Annotated in this window: 16 protein-coding genes and 2 pseudogenes; 2 read left to right on the top strand and 16 right to left on the bottom strand. The window is 70.8% G+C overall.

Annotated features, from left to right (window positions below; translation table 11 throughout):
- Window positions 1-163 precede the first annotated feature (163 nt).
- On the bottom strand, window positions 164-337 hold the full coding sequence (locus ACF059_RS12720; protein WP_360902130.1) for a hypothetical protein: 174 nt from the start codon (window positions 335-337) through the stop codon (window positions 164-166).
- A gap of 332 nt (window positions 338-669) precedes the next feature.
- On the opposite strand from ACF059_RS12720, the gene ACF059_RS12715 reads away from it, so the two are divergent.
- Window positions 670-816: a hypothetical protein gene (locus ACF059_RS12715; RefSeq protein ID WP_392055284.1), complete on the top strand. Its 147-nt coding sequence runs from the start codon at window positions 670-672 to the stop codon at window positions 814-816.
- Window positions 817-924: 108 nt separating this feature from the next.
- On the opposite strand, the gene ACF059_RS12710 is transcribed toward ACF059_RS12715, so the two are convergent.
- Window positions 925-2,412 (bottom strand): SDR family NAD(P)-dependent oxidoreductase, encoded by a 1,488-nt coding sequence (locus tag ACF059_RS12710; RefSeq protein ID WP_392055281.1) that lies wholly within the window; start codon window positions 2,410-2,412, stop codon window positions 925-927.
- A gap of 289 nt (window positions 2,413-2,701) precedes the next feature.
- Here ACF059_RS12710 and ACF059_RS12705 point away from each other — a divergent pair.
- Window positions 2,702-3,427 (top strand): annotated as a pseudogene (locus tag ACF059_RS12705) (DMT family transporter); the annotation flags it as partial.
- A 111-nt stretch (window positions 3,428-3,538) separates the two neighbouring features.
- Here the strand turns inward: ACF059_RS12705 and ACF059_RS12700 are convergent.
- The 14 genes and pseudogenes from ACF059_RS12700 to ACF059_RS12635 form a co-directional block, all read right to left on the bottom strand.
- Window positions 3,539-4,795, bottom strand: coding sequence for a transglycosylase family protein (locus tag ACF059_RS12700; protein ID WP_392055278.1), 1,257 nt, complete (start codon window positions 4,793-4,795; stop codon window positions 3,539-3,541).
- 457 nt (window positions 4,796-5,252) lie between these two features.
- Entirely contained in the window at window positions 5,253-5,927 is a 675-nt protein-coding gene (locus ACF059_RS12695; RefSeq protein WP_392055275.1) for an aspartate/glutamate racemase family protein, read from the bottom strand.
- Window positions 5,924-6,265, bottom strand: coding sequence for a GNAT family N-acetyltransferase (locus ACF059_RS12690; protein WP_392055272.1), 342 nt, complete (start codon window positions 6,263-6,265; stop codon window positions 5,924-5,926). Before ACF059_RS12690 ends, ACF059_RS12695 begins: the two co-directional genes overlap by 4 nt.
- Window positions 6,266-6,279: 14 nt before the next feature.
- Entirely contained in the window at window positions 6,280-6,699 is a 420-nt protein-coding gene (gene panD / locus ACF059_RS12685) for an aspartate 1-decarboxylase (protein ID WP_392056661.1), read from the bottom strand.
- A 288-nt stretch (window positions 6,700-6,987) separates the two neighbouring features.
- Window positions 6,988-7,494, bottom strand: coding sequence for a flavin reductase family protein (locus ACF059_RS12680; protein WP_392055269.1), 507 nt, complete (start codon window positions 7,492-7,494; stop codon window positions 6,988-6,990).
- A 40-nt stretch (window positions 7,495-7,534) separates the two neighbouring features.
- On the bottom strand, window positions 7,535-7,921 hold the full coding sequence (locus ACF059_RS12675) for a 4'-phosphopantetheinyl transferase (RefSeq protein ID WP_392056658.1): 387 nt from the start codon (window positions 7,919-7,921) through the stop codon (window positions 7,535-7,537).
- A gap of 15 nt (window positions 7,922-7,936) precedes the next feature.
- Window positions 7,937-8,212 (bottom strand): annotated as a pseudogene (locus ACF059_RS12670) (4'-phosphopantetheinyl transferase); the annotation flags it as partial.
- Between the two features lie 62 nt (window positions 8,213-8,274).
- Window positions 8,275-9,087 (bottom strand): BTAD domain-containing putative transcriptional regulator, encoded by an 813-nt coding sequence (locus ACF059_RS12665; protein WP_392056655.1) that lies wholly within the window; start codon window positions 9,085-9,087, stop codon window positions 8,275-8,277.
- A gap of 350 nt (window positions 9,088-9,437) precedes the next feature.
- Complete coding sequence (locus ACF059_RS12660; protein ID WP_392055266.1) at window positions 9,438-10,544, bottom strand: serine hydrolase domain-containing protein; 1,107 nt, start codon at window positions 10,542-10,544, stop codon at window positions 9,438-9,440.
- A 64-nt stretch (window positions 10,545-10,608) separates the two neighbouring features.
- A complete protein-coding gene (locus ACF059_RS12655; RefSeq protein ID WP_392055263.1) occupies window positions 10,609-11,841 on the bottom strand; it encodes a cytochrome P450 in 1,233 nt (410 codons plus the stop codon).
- Complete coding sequence (locus tag ACF059_RS12650; protein WP_392055260.1) at window positions 11,838-13,061, bottom strand: cytochrome P450; 1,224 nt, start codon at window positions 13,059-13,061, stop codon at window positions 11,838-11,840. The genes ACF059_RS12655 and ACF059_RS12650 overlap by 4 nt, the downstream gene beginning before the upstream one ends.
- 55 nt (window positions 13,062-13,116) lie before the next feature.
- Window positions 13,117-13,647 carry a nuclear transport factor 2 family protein gene (locus ACF059_RS12645; protein ID WP_392055257.1) on the bottom strand — a complete coding sequence of 177 codons (531 nt, stop codon included), beginning with the start codon at window positions 13,645-13,647 and terminating at the stop codon, window positions 13,117-13,119.
- A 102-nt stretch (window positions 13,648-13,749) separates the two neighbouring features.
- On the bottom strand, window positions 13,750-14,994 hold the full coding sequence (gene ccrA, locus ACF059_RS12640; RefSeq protein WP_392055253.1) for a crotonyl-CoA carboxylase/reductase: 1,245 nt from the start codon (window positions 14,992-14,994) through the stop codon (window positions 13,750-13,752).
- A 133-nt stretch (window positions 14,995-15,127) separates the two neighbouring features.
- The gene (locus tag ACF059_RS12635; RefSeq protein ID WP_392055250.1) at window positions 15,128-15,913 is read right to left on the bottom strand and encodes a thioesterase II family protein; all 786 of its coding nucleotides are present in this window, start codon (window positions 15,911-15,913) and stop codon (window positions 15,128-15,130) included.
- Between the last annotated feature and the right edge of the window lie 6 nt (window positions 15,914-15,919).

Genomic DNA, 15,919 nt, shown 5'->3' with positions numbered 1-15,919 from the left:
AAGACGCTCAGGGCGTAGCCGGTACGGGAACCACGCGCGCCAGGGCCGTGCGGGCGGCGACCGGCGGGCGGTAGCCGGCAGGCAGCAGCCGGGGCACGGACAGCGCCCCGGCGCCGGTGGACGCGGGGGCGCTTGTACCGTTCTGCGGACCAGCGGCTGGCGGCTAGTCGATACCGCGCAGGATGTGTGATTCCGCCAGGTCGTCCTCGTAGCCCGCCAAGCGGATCGGGGCGGATCGTGCCCAGACTTCGAGGCTTCCGAGCTCGTCGGTCCGGGGCTTGTTGCGCGATCCCGTCCGTTCCAGCAACTCCGGTTCGGGCTTGGTCATTTCAGTCACCGCGCACTCCTTCGTGTCGCGTAACCCGGCGGCGGACCGCACGCCGGGCAGGGATGAAGAGGGTTCCGGACGCGGTGGCGCCTTAGTGGAGCGCGGCCCGGATAGGGGCCGTCTTGATGCCCCAGAGTACACATATGAGCGGACCCCCGCTCGATGGAACGGCAAAATCCGGTCCGTTCACCCAGTTTCGCCGCGCATTCGGCACATCGCGGCTCGGCGGGGCCGTGCCGAACGCACTGCCCGGGACCGGGCGGACGGGGTGCGACGAAGGGGAACGACGGTGGTCCCGGCCCAGGGCGCCGAGGCACCAACTGCCGTACGTCACAAAGGCGGTGGAGCGCACGGATCTGGTGTGCGCGGGCCTCGCGGAGCCCGGTCGGCGGACGTCGGCCCGGCTGCACCGCCCACCACCCTCGGGCAAGGAACTCCAGGTCGCGGGCCTGGCGCAGGAGGCCCGGCACGCTGCTCTGTCCGGGTGACGGCACGTTTCGCGCCGCTCTCGCGGGAGGCGGCCCCGGAACGGCGACGACCCCCTCGGTTCACCGAGGGGGTCGTCGCGGGCGTCGAGCGGGCCGGGAAGGGGCGGACTACCAGTTCGCGGGGGCGTAGTCCTTCAGGAAGACGCCGTACAGGTCCTCGCCCGCCTCGCCGCGGACGACCGGGTCGTAGACCCGGGCCGCGCCGTCGACCAGGTCGAGAGGGGCGTGGAAGCCCTCCTCGGCGAGGCGCAGCTTGTCGTAGTGCGGGCGCTCGTCGGTGATCCAGCCGGTGTCGACCGAGGTCATCAGGATGCGGTCGGTCTGGAACATCTCCTGGCCGCTGGTCCGCGTCACCATGTTCATCGCGGCCTTGGCGGCGTTGGTGTTCGGGTGTCCCGCGCCCTTGTAGCCGCGGCTGAAGACGCCCTCCATCGCCGAGACGTTCACGACGTACGCACGCCCGCTGGACGCCTTCCGGGCGGCCTCGGCCAGCGCCGGGCGGAGCGCGCTGATCAGGATGAAGGGCGAGGTGTAGTTGCACAGCTGGGTTTCGAGCAGCTCCACCGGGGAGATCTGGTCGATGGTCTGCACCCAGGTGTTGCTCTCGACGACGTCGGGCAGCAGGCCGCCCGCGTCGATGGCGGTCCCGGCGAGGTGCCGCTCCAGGCTGGCGTTGCCCGCGACCAGGGCGAGGTCGGCGACCTTCTGCGCCTCCAGGCCGCTCACGCCGACGGGCAGCGCCGCCAGGCCGTCGACCGCACCGGAGTTGAAGGCGCCGATGACGTGGTGGGCGGGGAGCTCGCCGGCCGGCAGCGGGGCGCTCTCGCCGTCGACCAGCGCCGCGTACGCGGTGGGCAGGCGGCGCACGGTCTGCGTCGCGTTGTTGATCAGGATGTCCAGCGGGCCGGCCTCGGCCACCTGGTCGGCGAGTGCCACGGCCTGGGCCGGGTCGCGCAGGTCGATGCCGACGACCTCCAGGCGGTGCAGCCAGTCCGCCGAGTCCTCCATCGCCTTGAAGCGGCGGATGGCGTCCTTGGGGAAGCGGGTGGTGATCGTGGTGTGGGCGCCGTCGCGCAGCAGCCGCAGCGCGATGTACATGCCGATCTTGGCGCGGCCGCCGGTGAGCAGGGCGCGCTTGCCGGTCAGGTCGGCGCGGGCCTCGCGCCTGGCCCGGTTCTCGGTGGCGCAGCTCGGGCAGAGCTGGTGGTAGAAGAAGTCGACCTCGACGTAGCGCACCTTGCAGACGTAGCAGGAGCGCGGGCGCTGGAGTATGCCGGCGATCCGGCCGGCGTCCGTGGCCGAGGAGGGCAGCAGGCCCTCGGTCTCGTCGTCGATGCGCTCGGCGGAGCCGGTCGCGGTCGCCTCGGTGACGGCCCTGTCGTTGGCGGTCTTGGCGGCTCGGCGCTCCTGGCGGCGGCGCTGCTTGACGGTGCGGTAGAGCCCGGCGGTGGCGCGGCGTACGGTGATCGCGTCGGGGTGGTCGACGTCGATCTTGTCCAGTTCGTCGAGCACGCTGAGGCAGAGCGCGAGGCGGTCGGGGTCGATGCCCGGGCCGTAGTCCTGCCCGTAGTCCTGACTGTCTTCGGTCACCGTCATGGCCGCTGCGTTCCTTGATCACTCGTCCGCATCCGCCTGCTGCGGAAGTCCTCAAAAGGGAAACTGTACGGATCCCACGCGCCCCGGTCCAAACCCGCTCGCGCCGCCCTCACGCACGGCGAGCGGACCGTCACTTTGGGGCTGCCAGGGGTAACTCTGGGCCACGACAGGGGTAGCGCTGCGCTACTGCCGTGACCACGCTGCGTACTCCCGTACTACGTCCGGAGTATGACTGATCACCACCTGTGGGCGGAGGAATAGCTCCAGGGGGTCGTGCATTGTGGACCTTATGAGTGCACTGGCGCTGTCGGTCCTGCTCTGCCTCGTGTCCGCCTTGGCGTACGCGGGCGGGGCGATCGTCCAGGAACAGGTCGCGGCGAGCACGCCGGACCGCCCGTACGCGCCGTTGCGCCGGGGCGGCTGGTGGGTGGCCGTGGGGCTGAACGGCCTGGGCGCGCTGCTGCACGTGGTGGCGCTCGCGTACGGGCCGCTGAGCCTGGTCCAGCCGCTCGGCGCGCTCACCATCGTCTTCGCCCTGCCGATGGCGGCCGTCCTCGTAGGGCGCCGGGCGGGCGCGGCGGCCTGGCGCGGCGCCGTACTGGCGACGGTGGGCCTGGCCGGACTGCTGGCGCTGACCGGCGGGGAGGGGCGGGCCGAGCAGGCCCTGGCGGGCGGTGAGCGCGGCGTGCTGCTCACGGCCACGGGGGCCGCGGTGGCGGCGTTGTTCCTGGCCGCGCACCGGATGCACCGGGCGGTGCTGCGCAGCGTGCTGCTGGCCGCGGCGGCCGGTACGGCCTTCGGCATGGCCTCGGTGTTCACCAAATCGGTGGCCGAGAACGTCTCCCCGGACGCCCTGACCGTGCTGTGGCCCGATCTGGCGGCGATCGCGGCGCTGGCGGCCGGCGGGCTGCTGCTCTCGCAGGCGGCTTACCGGGGCGCCGGTCTGACCGCCCCGCTCGCCACGGTCACGGTGATCAACCCGGTGGTCGCGGCGACGGTCGGCATCACGCTGTTCGGCGAGGGGTTCCGCTACGGGGCGGCGGGCACGGCGGCTGCGCTGACCAGCGCCGCGCTGGCGGCGGCAGGCCTGATCCTGCTCACCGCCGTGCCGTCGCACACGCGCGGGTCAGATGCGGACGCCGTGGCCGCGGAGGTACTTCAACGGGTCGATGTCGGAGCCGTAGCCGGGCCCCGTGCGCATCTCGAAGTGCAGGTGCGGCCCGGTGGTGTTGCCCGTCGATCCCGAGCGGCCGATGCGCTGGCCTCCGGAGACCTGCTGGCCGGCCTTCACGCCCAGGGCGGAGAGGTGGGCGTACTGGGAGTACCGGCCGTCGGTGTGCCGGATGACGACCTGGTAGCCGTAGGCGCCGGCCCAGCCGGCGGAGACGACCTGGCCCGGGCCGACGGACTTGACGGTGGTGCCGGTGGCGACCGGGAAGTCGACGCCGGTGTGGTAGCCGCTGGACCAGGAGGAACCGGACACCCGGTAGGCGGTGCCGAGGGCGGCGTCGACGGGGGCGTGGAAGCCGCTGCCCGCCTGCGGCTTCTCCTGCACTGAGGCGGGCTTCTCGGCCTTCGGTTCGGCTTTCTTCTCGGCTGGCTTCTCAGCTGGTTTCTCAGCTGGCTGCTTGGCCGGTTCCGCGGCGGGCTTCTCGGCCGCCGGCTCCACGGGTTTCACCGGCTCGGCGGTCCGCGGCGGCTTCTCCGGGTTCTGCGCGGGCGGCTCGGCGGGCGTGGTCGGCGCGGCCGTGATCCGCAGGGTGAGCCGCTGGCCGGGGAAGATCAGGTTCGGGTTGCCGCCCACGGTGGCGCGGTTCGTCTCGTACAGCGCCTGCCAGCCGCCCTCGACGTGTTGCCGGGTGGCGATCACGGAGAGCGAGTCGCCGGGCGCGACGACGTACGGGTTCGGCAGGACGGAGGTCCCGGTCGGGCGGGGCGCCGTGGCCTGCGCCGGAATCGCCTTCGGTTGCGAGGGGCCCTGCGGGGCGACGGCCGGGGCCGGACCGCTGCGGGTCAGGCCGGCGTGCTTTCCGCAGTTCGGCCAGGCGCCGGGGCCCTGGCCCTTGAGGACCTTCTCGGCGACCGCGATCTGCTGGTCTTTGGTGGCGAGGTCCGCGCGGGGAGCGTAGGCGGCGCCGCCGAAGGCGCGCCAGGTGCTCTGGCTGAACTGGAGGCCACCGTAGTAGCCGTTGCCGGTGTTGATGCCCCAGTTGCTGGTCGACTCGCAGGCGGCGACCTTGTTCCAGGTGTCCACGGAGGCGGCGTGGGCGGCTCCGGCGCCGATGAGCGGTAAGGCGATCCCGGCCCCACCTGCGGTGACGGCCAGCGAGGCCCGGTTGATGCTGCTCGGCTGATACCGGCGGTGCCGGCCCCGTACACCCATGGGAGCCCCCCAGGAAGACATCAGGAACCCCACAACCTAACGAGCCGACCAGGGCATGACAAGGGGCACAACCGGGCGCACGCGTGCGGAACTTGGGCGTCCTCCCGGCCGTGGGAAGCACGCCGGGGCGCACCGGCGGCGCCCGTGCTCGGTACGGCCAGGTCAACGCCTCAAGCCCGCCGGCTCAGGTCAGCGGGCTCTGGTCAGGGGGGCTCGGCGGACTCAGGTCAGCCGGCTCTGGTCAGCGGGCTCGGCGGGGGCATCGGCGGCGGCATCGGCTCCGGGCTGGGCGGCACGGGCCGCGGGATGGGCTCGGGGTCCGGGAAGGGGCTGGGCCCCGGGCTCGGCCCGGGCCCGGGTCCGGGCGCGGGAGGAGGCTCCGGGACGGGCGACGGCTCGGGGACCGGCGGCACGGTCTGCTCGGCTTTGCGTACCATGAGTCCCATTTTGCCGCGTTTTAGGCCGTTTCACCCTCCGGATGGGGCAGCCGCAGCCCCGCCGCCAGGCCCGGGGCCGGGCTGGACAGGACCGGGATCCGGCCCGTGACCAGGTCGGCCGCCCCGGCCATGGAGGCCTGGGCCAGCACGATGACGTCCGCGTCGGTGACACCCTCGACGGCCGTCGCCACGCGGGCGAGATACCCGGCGGTGTCCCCCGCCTCGAACCGCTCCCACGCCCCCGCGACCACGCGCGTACGGATCGACACGGGCCGCCCGCCCGCCTCCTCGGCCAGCAGCTCCCGGGTCGGGGCGAGCGTGGACTCGACGGTGGCCAGTACGGCGATCCGTGCACCGGCGCGCACTGCCGCGGCCGCCATCGGCCGGTCCACCCGCAGCACCGGGGCCCCGAGGGCCGGAGCCAGGGATTCCGCGACCGCCCCGATCGTCGAGCAGGTGACTAGCACGCGCCCGGGCCCGGCTTCGCCGAGCAGCTCCAGCAGGGCCGGGGCCACCGACTCCGGCCCGTGGGCGCGGGCCCGGTCCAGCAGCTCCACCGCCACCAGGTGCCGCAATACGGCCCCCGGGTGGTGGCGGTCCCGCAGCGCGTCGAAGACCGGGACGTGCGCGGGCGAGGTGTGCAGCAGGGTCAGAGCGGCGCCGCCGGCCACCGCCGCACCGACCGGCTCCGTCACCAGAGGTCCGGGTCGGCGTCCAGTTGCGCCTTGGCGGCGGCCACGACCTCGGCCGGCGCCGCGGGCGCCAGGTCGGGGTGTTTGCCGGCCCAGCGCGCGGCATACGGACAGAGCGGGACCACGGGCACGCCCTCGGCGGCGGCGATCTCGTAGAAGGCCTTCACCAGCTCCCCGCCGATGCCCCGGCCCTCGCGCCCCGGCTCGACGACGGTGTGCACGGCCACCAGGGCGTGGGGCGCGTCGGCCAGCACGAAGTAGGCGATGGTGCCGGCCACCTCCCCGTCCTCGACGGCGAGCAGCCGCCCGGCCTCGCGCTCGTCCCGGATCTCGATCGCCACGGTCCCCGCTCCCCTCAGACGGCCACTGCGTGGGGGCTGCGCCGCTGATCCGTACCCGGCACCGGGGCGGACGGGTCCGCGCCCAGTTCCATGATCCGGTTGTCGGCGTCGACGTGCACCACACGGGGCTTCAGCGCCCGCGCCTCGGCGTCCTCGACCTGCGCGTAGCTGATCAGGATGACCAGGTCCCCCGGGTGCACCAGGTGCGCGGCGGCGCCGTTGATCCCGATGACGCCGGACCCGCGCTCACCTTCGATGACGTAGGTCTCCAGCCGCGCCCCGTTGGTGATGTCCACGATGTGGACGAGCTCCCCGGGCAGCAGATCGGCGGCGTCCAACAGGTCGGCGTCGACGGTCACGGAACCGACGTAGTGCAGGTCGGCCTGGGTGACGGTGGCCCGGTGGATCTTGGACTTGAACATGGTGCGCATCATCGAGGTACTCCTGGACATAGGCTCCCTGCCTGCGTTTTTGCAGGTCAAGGGCGGTTTCCCTACCTTACAACGAGTCGCCTGTCCGGTCAGCTCCCCGCGACCGCACCGCCGACTGCTCTGACGCACCGCCAGGCAGGTGCCGAGGGGCCAAACCGGCCCACCCACTCCCCCACCGCGACGACGGCGCCAGCCTACGCAACACCTCTCGGCAGCGCCCCCCGCTGTGAGCGGATCCACGGCGACGGGCCGAAGGCCGGCGCGCGCCTGCCGCGGTCGAGTGGGCGGCGATCAGGAGGGGGAGCTCGGCTCGAGCAGCGGTGTCAAAGTGTGAAATTCCCGCCGGAAGTACACTGCCGGGTCTTCGTCGTACACGCGGGCGTTCGTGACCTCTCCCACGAGGATGGAGTGGTCGCCGCCTCCGTATCGGGCGGTCGCTGCGCATTCCAGCACGGCGCAGGCACCCTCGAGCAGGGGGTGGCCGTGGGCGTTCGTCGTGAACTCGCCCCGGGAGAACTTGTCGACGCCCTTGGAAGAGAACCACAGGGCGAGGTCTCGGTGCTTGGGCGGCAGGATGTGGACCACCCACGATCGTGCGGCCGAGAAGGCGGCGTGGCACTGCGCGTCGACCGAGAGGCAGACCAGTACCAGCGGGGGATCCAGGGAGAGCGAGCAGAAGGAAGTAGCGGTGAAGCCCCACCACTTCCCCTCGGCGTCAACGGTCGTCACGATGGTCACCCCGCTCGGGAATGAGGACATGGCGCGCCGGAAGCTGTCCGTCAGCTCCTCCGTTGGCATTTCGATTCCTTCCAGACGGGACGCATCGGATGCGCCGTGATCAGAGGGGCGCGGGCACCGCGATGGCGGTGAGGACCACGCCCTCGCTCACCAACCACCGCCCTTCGAGCCGATCCGGGGCGGGCGGCACACCGGCAGGAAGGTCGGGGCGCGGGGCGAGCAGCCGCGCCGTGAACGTCATCGCCTCCGGATCGATGTCGATGTCGGCGTCCTCGAACTCCAGGCGCTGGCCCGTGTACGGATTCCACGCCTTGTAGACCGACTCCTTCGCACTGAACAGCAGGCGGTCCCAGCGCACGTCCCGGTACCGGACCAGGCACGCCTCAACCTGCCGTCTCTCCCGCGGCAGGGCGATGGACTCCAGCATCCTGTCGGGAAGCGGCCCGTGCGGCTCCGCGTCGACCCCGAGCATGGCGATGTCCTCCACCCGCGCCACCGCGGCGCCCCGGTATCCGGCACAGTGCGTGAGACTGCCCACTGCCTGCGAAGGCCAGCGGGGAGCACCATGTCTGCCGGGCAGCACGGGAACGGGTCGCAGTCCCAGGTCACGCATCGCACGACGCGCACAGTGACGCACGGTGGTGAATTCCCGGCGCCGTGCGTCCACCGCCGCGCTGATCAGGGCCGCTTCCTCCGGGTACAGCCATCCCTCGGGCGGGTCGTCACACGACTCCGCGACGGCGACGCACGAAGGTAAGATCGTCCGCAGCACGAACATGGCTCCTTTGCCGAATTCTCCGGTCCGTGGCGCCGGCGCGAGGACCGGCCCGTCCGCAGCGGTTACGCCGACACCGCGGTCGCCGACTGGGTCAGCAGCCCCGCGTCCGCGCGCAGGATCCGCAGATGCAGCTCCTGGAGCTGCGGGCCCGGGTCCACGCCCAGGTTGTCGGCGAGGGCCTGCCTCAGCCTCATGTAGGAGGCCAGCGCCTCCGCCTGCCGACCGGACCGGTAGAGGGCGAGCATCAACTGCAGCCAGTGCGGCTCGTGCAGGGGGTTCGCGGCGGTCAGCGAGCGCAGTTCACCGACCAGTTCCTGGTGGTGCCCCAGATCGAGATCGGCGTCGATACGGGCCTGGACGGCCTCGGCCTTCAGGCCTTCCAGTTCGATGATGCGCTGGACCACCGTCGAGGTGGCGTTGGCGTCCGCGTAGGGATCTCCGCGCCACTCGGCGAGCGCGCGCGTGAGCAATTGGGACGCCGTGTCCGGGTCGCCCGCGGCCAGGGCCGCTTTCCCCTCCCTCACCAGACGCTCCGCCCTCACGGCGTCGAGGTGGTCCGGGGGGATGGCCAGGACGTACCCGGAAGGACGGGTGAGCAGCCACTGCCCTTCGCGGTCGCCGAGGGCACGGCGGAGTCGCAGCACGGCTACGGCCACCGCCTTGCGGTCCGTGGTGGGCCGGTTGTCGGCCCAGACTTCTTTGAGGATGCGCTCGGTCGACATCGCTTCACCTAACTGCGCAGTCAGTGCAGCAAGTAATGAGCGAACGCGAATGCCACTTACCGATACTTCCGATCCGGATCTTTCGGTGAAGCGGACCTCCAAGGGGCCAAGTATTCCCACTTGTGGTGGGAATTGTGGATTTTCAGGTTTCATCCATGTAGGCATGTTCGGCACCGGCCCTCCTCCGGGGTCACCTGCGTCCGGCGAGCCGGAATAAGGTGGCGGATGAACATACTTACATCGGCATCCACCACGATCAAGGGACTGCCGAACGATGGGCCGTGTTGTGCGGTAGATCACCTGTCGCAGGTCACACGGCGATCGGCTGCGTTTCCGCGGGGTTTCGCGCCGCGATCGGAGAGCTCGGTCCGGCGGAGCGCCGCACGGGGACGGAGGCGGGTCGGTCAACCACGGTCCGGGCGGCGCCCGAGCGCGCCGCGCGGTGGCGAAGTCCGCCGCTCCACAGCGCCGTTCGACCGCCCCGCTTCTGGCGGCCGCGCGGGTCAGCCGGCCTCGGCGGCGGCGATCGCCAGATCGCTGACCTCGCGAAGCCGCTCAATACCTGCTCCGAACTCGGGCTGCACGTTGGACAGATACGCGAACACCAACTCACGGGTCGGATCGGCCCACACGACGCTGGACGTGGTGCCCGCGTGCCCGAAGGTGCTCGCGCTGCTCGCCTTGCCCATCACCTGGGCCAGATCGCGTGGATCCGCCCCCGGGCCGCCCAGCATGAATCCGTGGGACCAGCGGACCGGGCGTTTCAGGGAGGCGTCGCTTCCCCCGTCATTGGACGGTTTCCTGGCCTCTGCCACACTTTCAGGCTGCAGCACTCGGACACCGTCGAGCGTCCCCCCTTCCAAAAGCATTTGATAAAAGCGGGCCAGTTGTGCTGCGGTGCCGGAAAGGCCCGCGGACGGAATGACGGACTGCCGGTAGCGGCGCCGGTTGCTCATCCACTGGTTCGGCCACTCGGAAGGGTGGTCGGCTCGGGCCGGCACATGTCGGTGCCAGGCATCATCGGGCAATCCCATATGCAAATCGTTCAGCCCCAAGGGGACGAAAAACTCAGAGGTGACGAAATCACGGAAGGGCCGCCCGGTGACGCGCTGCACGAGTTCGCCGAGGAGGAATCCGTAGCTCATGAAGTGGTAGGCGGCGACCTTGCCGCCCGGCCACCGGGGCCGGGCCTGTTCGAGGTCGCGCACCGAGCGCTCCCAGTCGTGGGCGGTCCGCATCGTCCGCAGCATGCCCCGGCCGACCGGCACACCGGCCCGGTGCTGCAGGACGTGGCGGACGGTCACCGTCCCCTTGCCGTGCTGGGCGAACTGCGGCCAGTAGGCGGCCACCGGCTGGTCCAGCTCTATCAGGCCCCGCTCGGCGAGCGCGTGCACGGCGAGGGCGGCGAAGGGCTTGGTGGCCGCGTAGAGGAGGAAGAGGGAGTCGGGAGAGCAGCCGAAGGCGCGGTCCAGGACCACGGCGCCCCGCCGCAGGACGCACAGCTGAGCCGCGCCGCCCCTCGCCTGCACCACATCGGTCAGTCGTCGCAGGACTGCGGGGTCCATGCCCGCTTCCTTCGGGCTGTGTTCCCGTTCGTTGATGGCGTTCATCGCGGTCGCTTCACCCTCTTCGTGATGGTGTCGGAAGACTTCCTGGGCTTCATGAGCGGCGTCCTCACCACATGACCGGCATGGTGTGCACACCCCGGACCATCAGTCCCGCCTTCCACGAAAGGCTCTCCTCCGGCACGGCCAGCCTCAGGCGGGGGTACCGGCGCAACAGTGTCGTCAGGGCGATCTGCAGTTCCACGCGCGCCAGTTGAGCGCCCATGCAGTGGTGCGGGCCGGCGCCGAATCCCAGGTGCGGGTTCGGCTGGCGGGTCAGATCCAGCTCGTCCGGGTCGCTGAACAGGGCCGGGTCGCGGTTGGCCGCGCCCATCGACGGCACGACCGTCTCCCCGGCCTTGACCACGACTCCGCCGAGTTCGACGTCTTCCGTGGCCGTCCGGGGAAATCCGTCGACGGTGCCGATGGGCACGAAGCGCAGCAGTTCCTCGACGGCGCCGGGAATCAGGTCCTGGTCGTTCCTGAGCCGCTCCAGCAGGTGCGGGTTGCGGAAGAGGACGTAGAGGAAGTTGGGGATCTGGCTGGCCGAGGTCTCGTACCCGGCGATGAGGATGGCCTCGGCCAGCCGGACCAGTTCGCCCTCGGTGAGCCGGTCCTCCTCGTCCCGGGCGGTCACCAGCGCGCCGATCAGGTCCTCGGTGGGCCGCACCCGCCGCTGCGCGACGAGCCCGCCGAGGTAGTCGTGCATCTGCATCATGTAGTCGCGCACCTGGACGGGCGTGTGCGCGGTGGTGGTCAGCAGCGCGTCCGACCAGGTGCAGAACCGCTTCCGGTCCTCGGGCGGCACGCCGAGCAGCTCGCAGATCAACGCCACGGCGAAGGGCAGGGAGAAGTCCTCGACCAGGTCAGCCGGCGGCCCCATCTCCTCCATGGCATCGAGCAGCCCGTCGGCGGTGCGCTGGATGAGGGGGCGCATCTCCTCGACCCGGCGGGGTGTGAAGACCTTCCCCACCAGGCGCCGCAGCCGCGCGTGATCGGGGCCCTCGACACTCAGCACCGCGTCGGGCGGCGGCTGGTGCGGCAGGAACCGAGGGGCCCCGGGTGCGACGGCGAGCGCCCGGGAGAACCTGCGGTCAGCGAAGACCTTGCGCACGTCCTCATAGGCGGTGGCCAGCCATGCCTCGCCGCCGTAGGGCAGGGTGACGCGCTGCAGCGGCTGCTCACGGCGCAGCGGTTCCCAGTACGGGTCCGGCTCCAGCCTGTCGGGCTGGTGGAAGGGATAAGCGGGAGCCTCGCCGGCGCCGAAGGGGCATCCGCGCACACCGGTCTCCTGGGCGGTCACGAAGCGTCGCCCCAGGTCACCGGGAGGTTGTAGACCCCGTACACGATCTGGTCGTCACGCCAGCGGACGTCCTCGGGCGCCCCCGCCATGCGCAGGGTGGGGAAGCGCTGTACGAGGCCGCGCCACGCCGAGCGCATCTCCACCCGGGCCAGTTCCATGCCCAGGCACAGGTGGATGCCGTGGCCGAAGGCGAGGTGCGGGTTGTGCTCGCGCGTGATGTCCAGGCGGTCCGGTTCGGGGAAGACGTCGGGGTCGCGGTTGGCCGCCGGCAGCGAGGCCAGCAGGGCTTCACCGGCCTTCACCGAGTGGCCGGCGATCTCCATGTCCTCGGTGACGCCGCGCGGCAGCCCCTGCTGGACGATGGTCTGATGCCGCAGCAGCTCCTCGACAGCCTGGTCGATCAGGCCGATGTCGTCGCGCAGCAGAGCCCACTGATCCGGGTTCTGCAGCAGGGTGTAGGTACCGACGCCCAGCATGTTGGCTGAGGTCTCGTGGCCCGCGATCAGCATGAGTACGCCGATGCCGGCGACCTCCACATCGGTCAGCGCGGGAGTGGCGTCCGGGTCCTGGATGAGGTGGCTCAGCAGGTCGTCGCCGGGGTTCTCCCGCTTGGCGGCGCACAGGTTGATCATGAACTCGTTCATCTTGGCGCCCAGGGCCCCCAGTTCCTCGGGGGTGGCCTCCAGGTCCTGGAGTCGCAGGACCATGTCCATGAACTCGGCCCGGTCGTCATAGCGGATGCCCATCAGCTCACAGATGACGAGCAGCGGGATCGGCAGCGCGAAGGCCTGGACCAGGTCGACGGGGCCGCCCTGGGCCTCCATGGCGTCGAGCGTGTCGGTGACGATCTGCTCGATCCTCGGTTCGAGCTTGCGGATCGCCCGCATCGTGAACCACTTGGTCAGCAGGCGACGGTAGCGGGTGTGGTTGGGCGGGTCCATGAAGATCAGGAAGCCCGGCAGGTACTCCTCGCCGCGCATCTCCGGGGCCAGGTTCCGCCACGGCTGGGGCGTCTTGCCCGGGTGCGAGCTGACGCGGGGGGCGGCGAGCGCGGCGCGGACGTCGGCGTGGCGGGTCAGCAGCCATCCCTCGGAGTCGTCGGCGAACCGCATCCTGCTGATGGGGTCGGTGCGCCGCAGTTCTTCGAGTTCGGGGGGCGGCGAGAAGGGGCAGGTGCGCTGCCGCGGCAGCGTGGCCGGCTGCTGCTGGGTGTCGGACACGGTCTGGACTCCTCGGGACGTGGTGCTGTGTGGGGGCGGGGCTCGGGGGCGCGGCTCAGAGGGTGGGGGCGTCCGGGCCCTTCAGCGGCAGCACCTGGTAGCTGGCGTCGGAGCGGTCACGCCGGGAGGGGTTGAAGCCGGCCTGGGCCTCGGCGGGGTCGAGCGGCACCTCCTGAACGAGGCTCCAGTCGATCAGCACGAGCCGGCGAGCGATCTTCCAGGCACCCTCGCGCCGTTCGAACCGGTCGACGTACCGTCCGGCGTACTGCTCCACCCGCTTGATGCCGTCGCTCTCGCGGTAGTGGTACGCGGTGCAGTACGTCTCCACGCCCGCGGTGTCCCCGTCGACCTCGATCGTGCTGCCGTGCAGGGTGTGCAGGGTGCCGTTGTAGGCGTCGCGCAGGATGGGGACGATCTGCTTGACGAAGTCGTGTGCGTTGCCGCGGATGACGCCCCGGTCGTCGTGCGCGTCGTCGTGGTAGGCGGACTTGGCCAGTTCCTCGTCGAGTCGGTCAAGCCCGCGGCAGTACCGCTGCAGCACGGCCCGGATCTCGCGCTCGCTCCACAGGATGTCGAGCTGGTCCATCGTGGTGTCTCCTTGGTTCGCTGTGTTTCTGTTGGTTTTCGGGCGCGCCAGGGTCTGCTCGGACGCGGAAGCGGCCTGAGGGGACCGGAGGTGCCGGCGGGGTCAGGACATCGTGGTCAGGCCGGTGCGCGGGGCGTTGACCAATACCGCCTGGTTGCCCTGCGGGTGCTGGTTGTCGTACATCAACTGGTGCGCTTTGCCGATGTCTTCGAACCCGCCGGTCCAGGACAGGCACGGGTCGAGCTGTCCGGTGGCGACGAGGTGGATGACGTCTCGGCACTGACGGAGATTGGCGAAGTGCGAGCCCTGGAGGCGCTTTTGACGCATCCACAGGAAGCGCAGGTCGACGTCGGCGTTGTAGCCGGTGGTGCCTCCGCAGATGACGACCATCCCGGCGTTGTCGCACAGGTACATGGAGGTCGGGATGGTGTCCTGGCCGCTGTGCTCCAGGACGACGCGCGGGGACCTGCGCTCCCCCAGCGCCTCCCAGAAGCTCCGGCCGAAGGCCCGTACGCCCTCGGTCCAGCGAGCCATCGCCTCCCGGTCGCCGATGTCGGGCAGCCGCCCCCAGTGGTCGAAGTCGAGTCGGTTGACGGTGCCCTGGGCGCCGAGTTCGCGGCAGTACCGGGCCCGCTCCTCGTCCGAGACCACCGCGACGGGAATGCCGCCCCGGGCCCGGGTGATCTGGATGGCCATGGAACCTAGGCCGCCGGCTCCGCCCCAGATGAGGACCGGGTCGCCCGGCCGCACGTCGTGGGGCGCCCAGCCGCACAGCTGACGGTAGGCGGTGGCGCCGGTGAGCAGGAAGCAGGCGGCTTCCTCCCAGGTCAGGCCCGGCGGCTTGGGGTGGCACTGGTAGTCGTCGACGAGGGCGAACTGCGCGAAGGAGCCGTAGTTGCCCTCGTATCCCCACACCGACTGCGAGCCGGAGGTCATGGGGTCGGCGCCCATGCGGATGTCGGAGGCCGTCTCCGTCCACTGGCAGCCGGACAGGATCACCTCGTCGCCCACCGCGACCTGGCTGACGCCCTCGCCCACCGCCCACACCACGCCGGACCCTTCGGACCCGCCGATGTGGAAGTCGTCGTGGTCACCGCGCCTGAGCCGCTCGGAGATCACGTCGACCGGCCGCCCGAGGGAGGCCCAGACGTTGTTGTAGTTGATGCCGGCGGCCATCACGAGGACCAGCACCTGGCCGGGCCGCACCTCGGGCACGTCCACGACCTCGCTCCGGAACGCCTGGTGTGGCGGACCGTAGCGTTCCCGCCGGATCACCGAGGCGTACATCTGCTTGGGTACGGTGCCGATCGGGGGTATGTCACCCAGTTCGAAAAGAGTATGTCGCACGCAGAACCCCGTCTGGATACAAACTCATGCCGGATCAGGAGAAATTCGGAAGATATGTCGCGTGGCAGCGCCACTGCGCATTCGACATATGCGGGCCGGACGGAGAAGAAGACTCAATCCGTCAGCCGAGCGCTCACATGGAGAGCGAATAACTCAGCCTATCGTACACAAGTTCGCCCACTTTTTGGAACTGATTCGACAGATAGAAGTGCCCGCCCTGAAATACCTTCAGCCGGAAATCCGCCGAGGTGTACGCACGCCACTTGTCGACCTCCTCGACCGGAGCCATGGCATCCGCGTCGCCGACCAGGGCGGTCATGGGGCACGGCAGAAGAGGACCGGGCGCATGGCGGTAGGTCCGGACCGCTCGGTAGTCGCTGCGAATGGCCGGCGCGACCATCCGCAGCACGTCCTCGTCGGCCAGGAGGCCCATATCGGTACCGCCGAGGTCGTGCAGGGCCTTGATCATCGCCCGGTCGTCCAGTTCGTCCAACGGCATGGTGACCTCCAGCGCCGGATTCCCGCGCCCGGATACGAACAAGTGGGCGGGCGGCGTGCCCCCGTCCCGGCACAGCGACCGTGCCACCTCGTAGGCGAGCACCGCTCCCATGCTGTGGCCGAACAGGGCGACCGGCCGGTCCAGCCACGGCGTCAACGCCTCGGCCACCCCGTCACGCAGCTCCTCGATCGAGTCGAGCAGAGGCTCGTTGCGCCGTTCCTGCCGCCCGGGGTACTGGACGGCCAGTACCTCCACCTCCGGTGCCAGCTCCTTGGACAGCGCGAAGTAGGCACTGGCGGAGCCCCCGGCGTGAGGCAGGCACACGAGCCTCATCCGGGCCTGCGGAGCCGGATGGAACTGTCGTATCCACAGGCGGCCGGCGGTCAACGGCCGCGATTCTCCCGCGTGGTTCGTCGTCATCGCCGA

Source organism: Streptomyces sp. NPDC016562 (assembly GCF_043076955.1).
Classification (GTDB): Bacteria; Actinomycetota; Actinomycetes; order Streptomycetales; family Streptomycetaceae; genus Streptomyces.
Note: the sequence above shows the minus strand (reverse complement) of the source record. Positions and strands in the feature narration are given on the sequence as shown.

Coding starts and splice junctions, on each gene's coding strand:
- ACF059_RS12680 (WP_392055269.1), bottom strand. CDS start 7,494: ATGCCAACGGAGGAGCTGACGGACAGCTTCCGGCGCGCCATGTCCTCA.
- ACF059_RS12665 (WP_392056655.1), bottom strand. CDS start 9,087: ATGAAACCTGAAAATCCACAATTCCCACCACAAGTGGGAATACTTGGC.
- ACF059_RS12660 (WP_392055266.1), bottom strand. CDS start 10,544: ATGAACGCCATCAACGAACGGGAACACAGCCCGAAGGAAGCGGGCATG.
- ACF059_RS12710 (WP_392055281.1), bottom strand. CDS start 2,412: ATGACGGTGACCGAAGACAGTCAGGACTACGGGCAGGACTACGGCCCG.
- panD (WP_392056661.1), bottom strand. CDS start 6,699: ATGATGCGCACCATGTTCAAGTCCAAGATCCACCGGGCCACCGTCACC.
- ACF059_RS12700 (WP_392055278.1), bottom strand. CDS start 4,795: ATGGGTGTACGGGGCCGGCACCGCCGGTATCAGCCGAGCAGCATCAAC.
- ACF059_RS12645 (WP_392055257.1), bottom strand. CDS start 13,647: ATGGACCAGCTCGACATCCTGTGGAGCGAGCGCGAGATCCGGGCCGTG.
- ACF059_RS12635 (WP_392055250.1), bottom strand. CDS start 15,913: ATGACGACGAACCACGCGGGAGAATCGCGGCCGTTGACCGCCGGCCGC.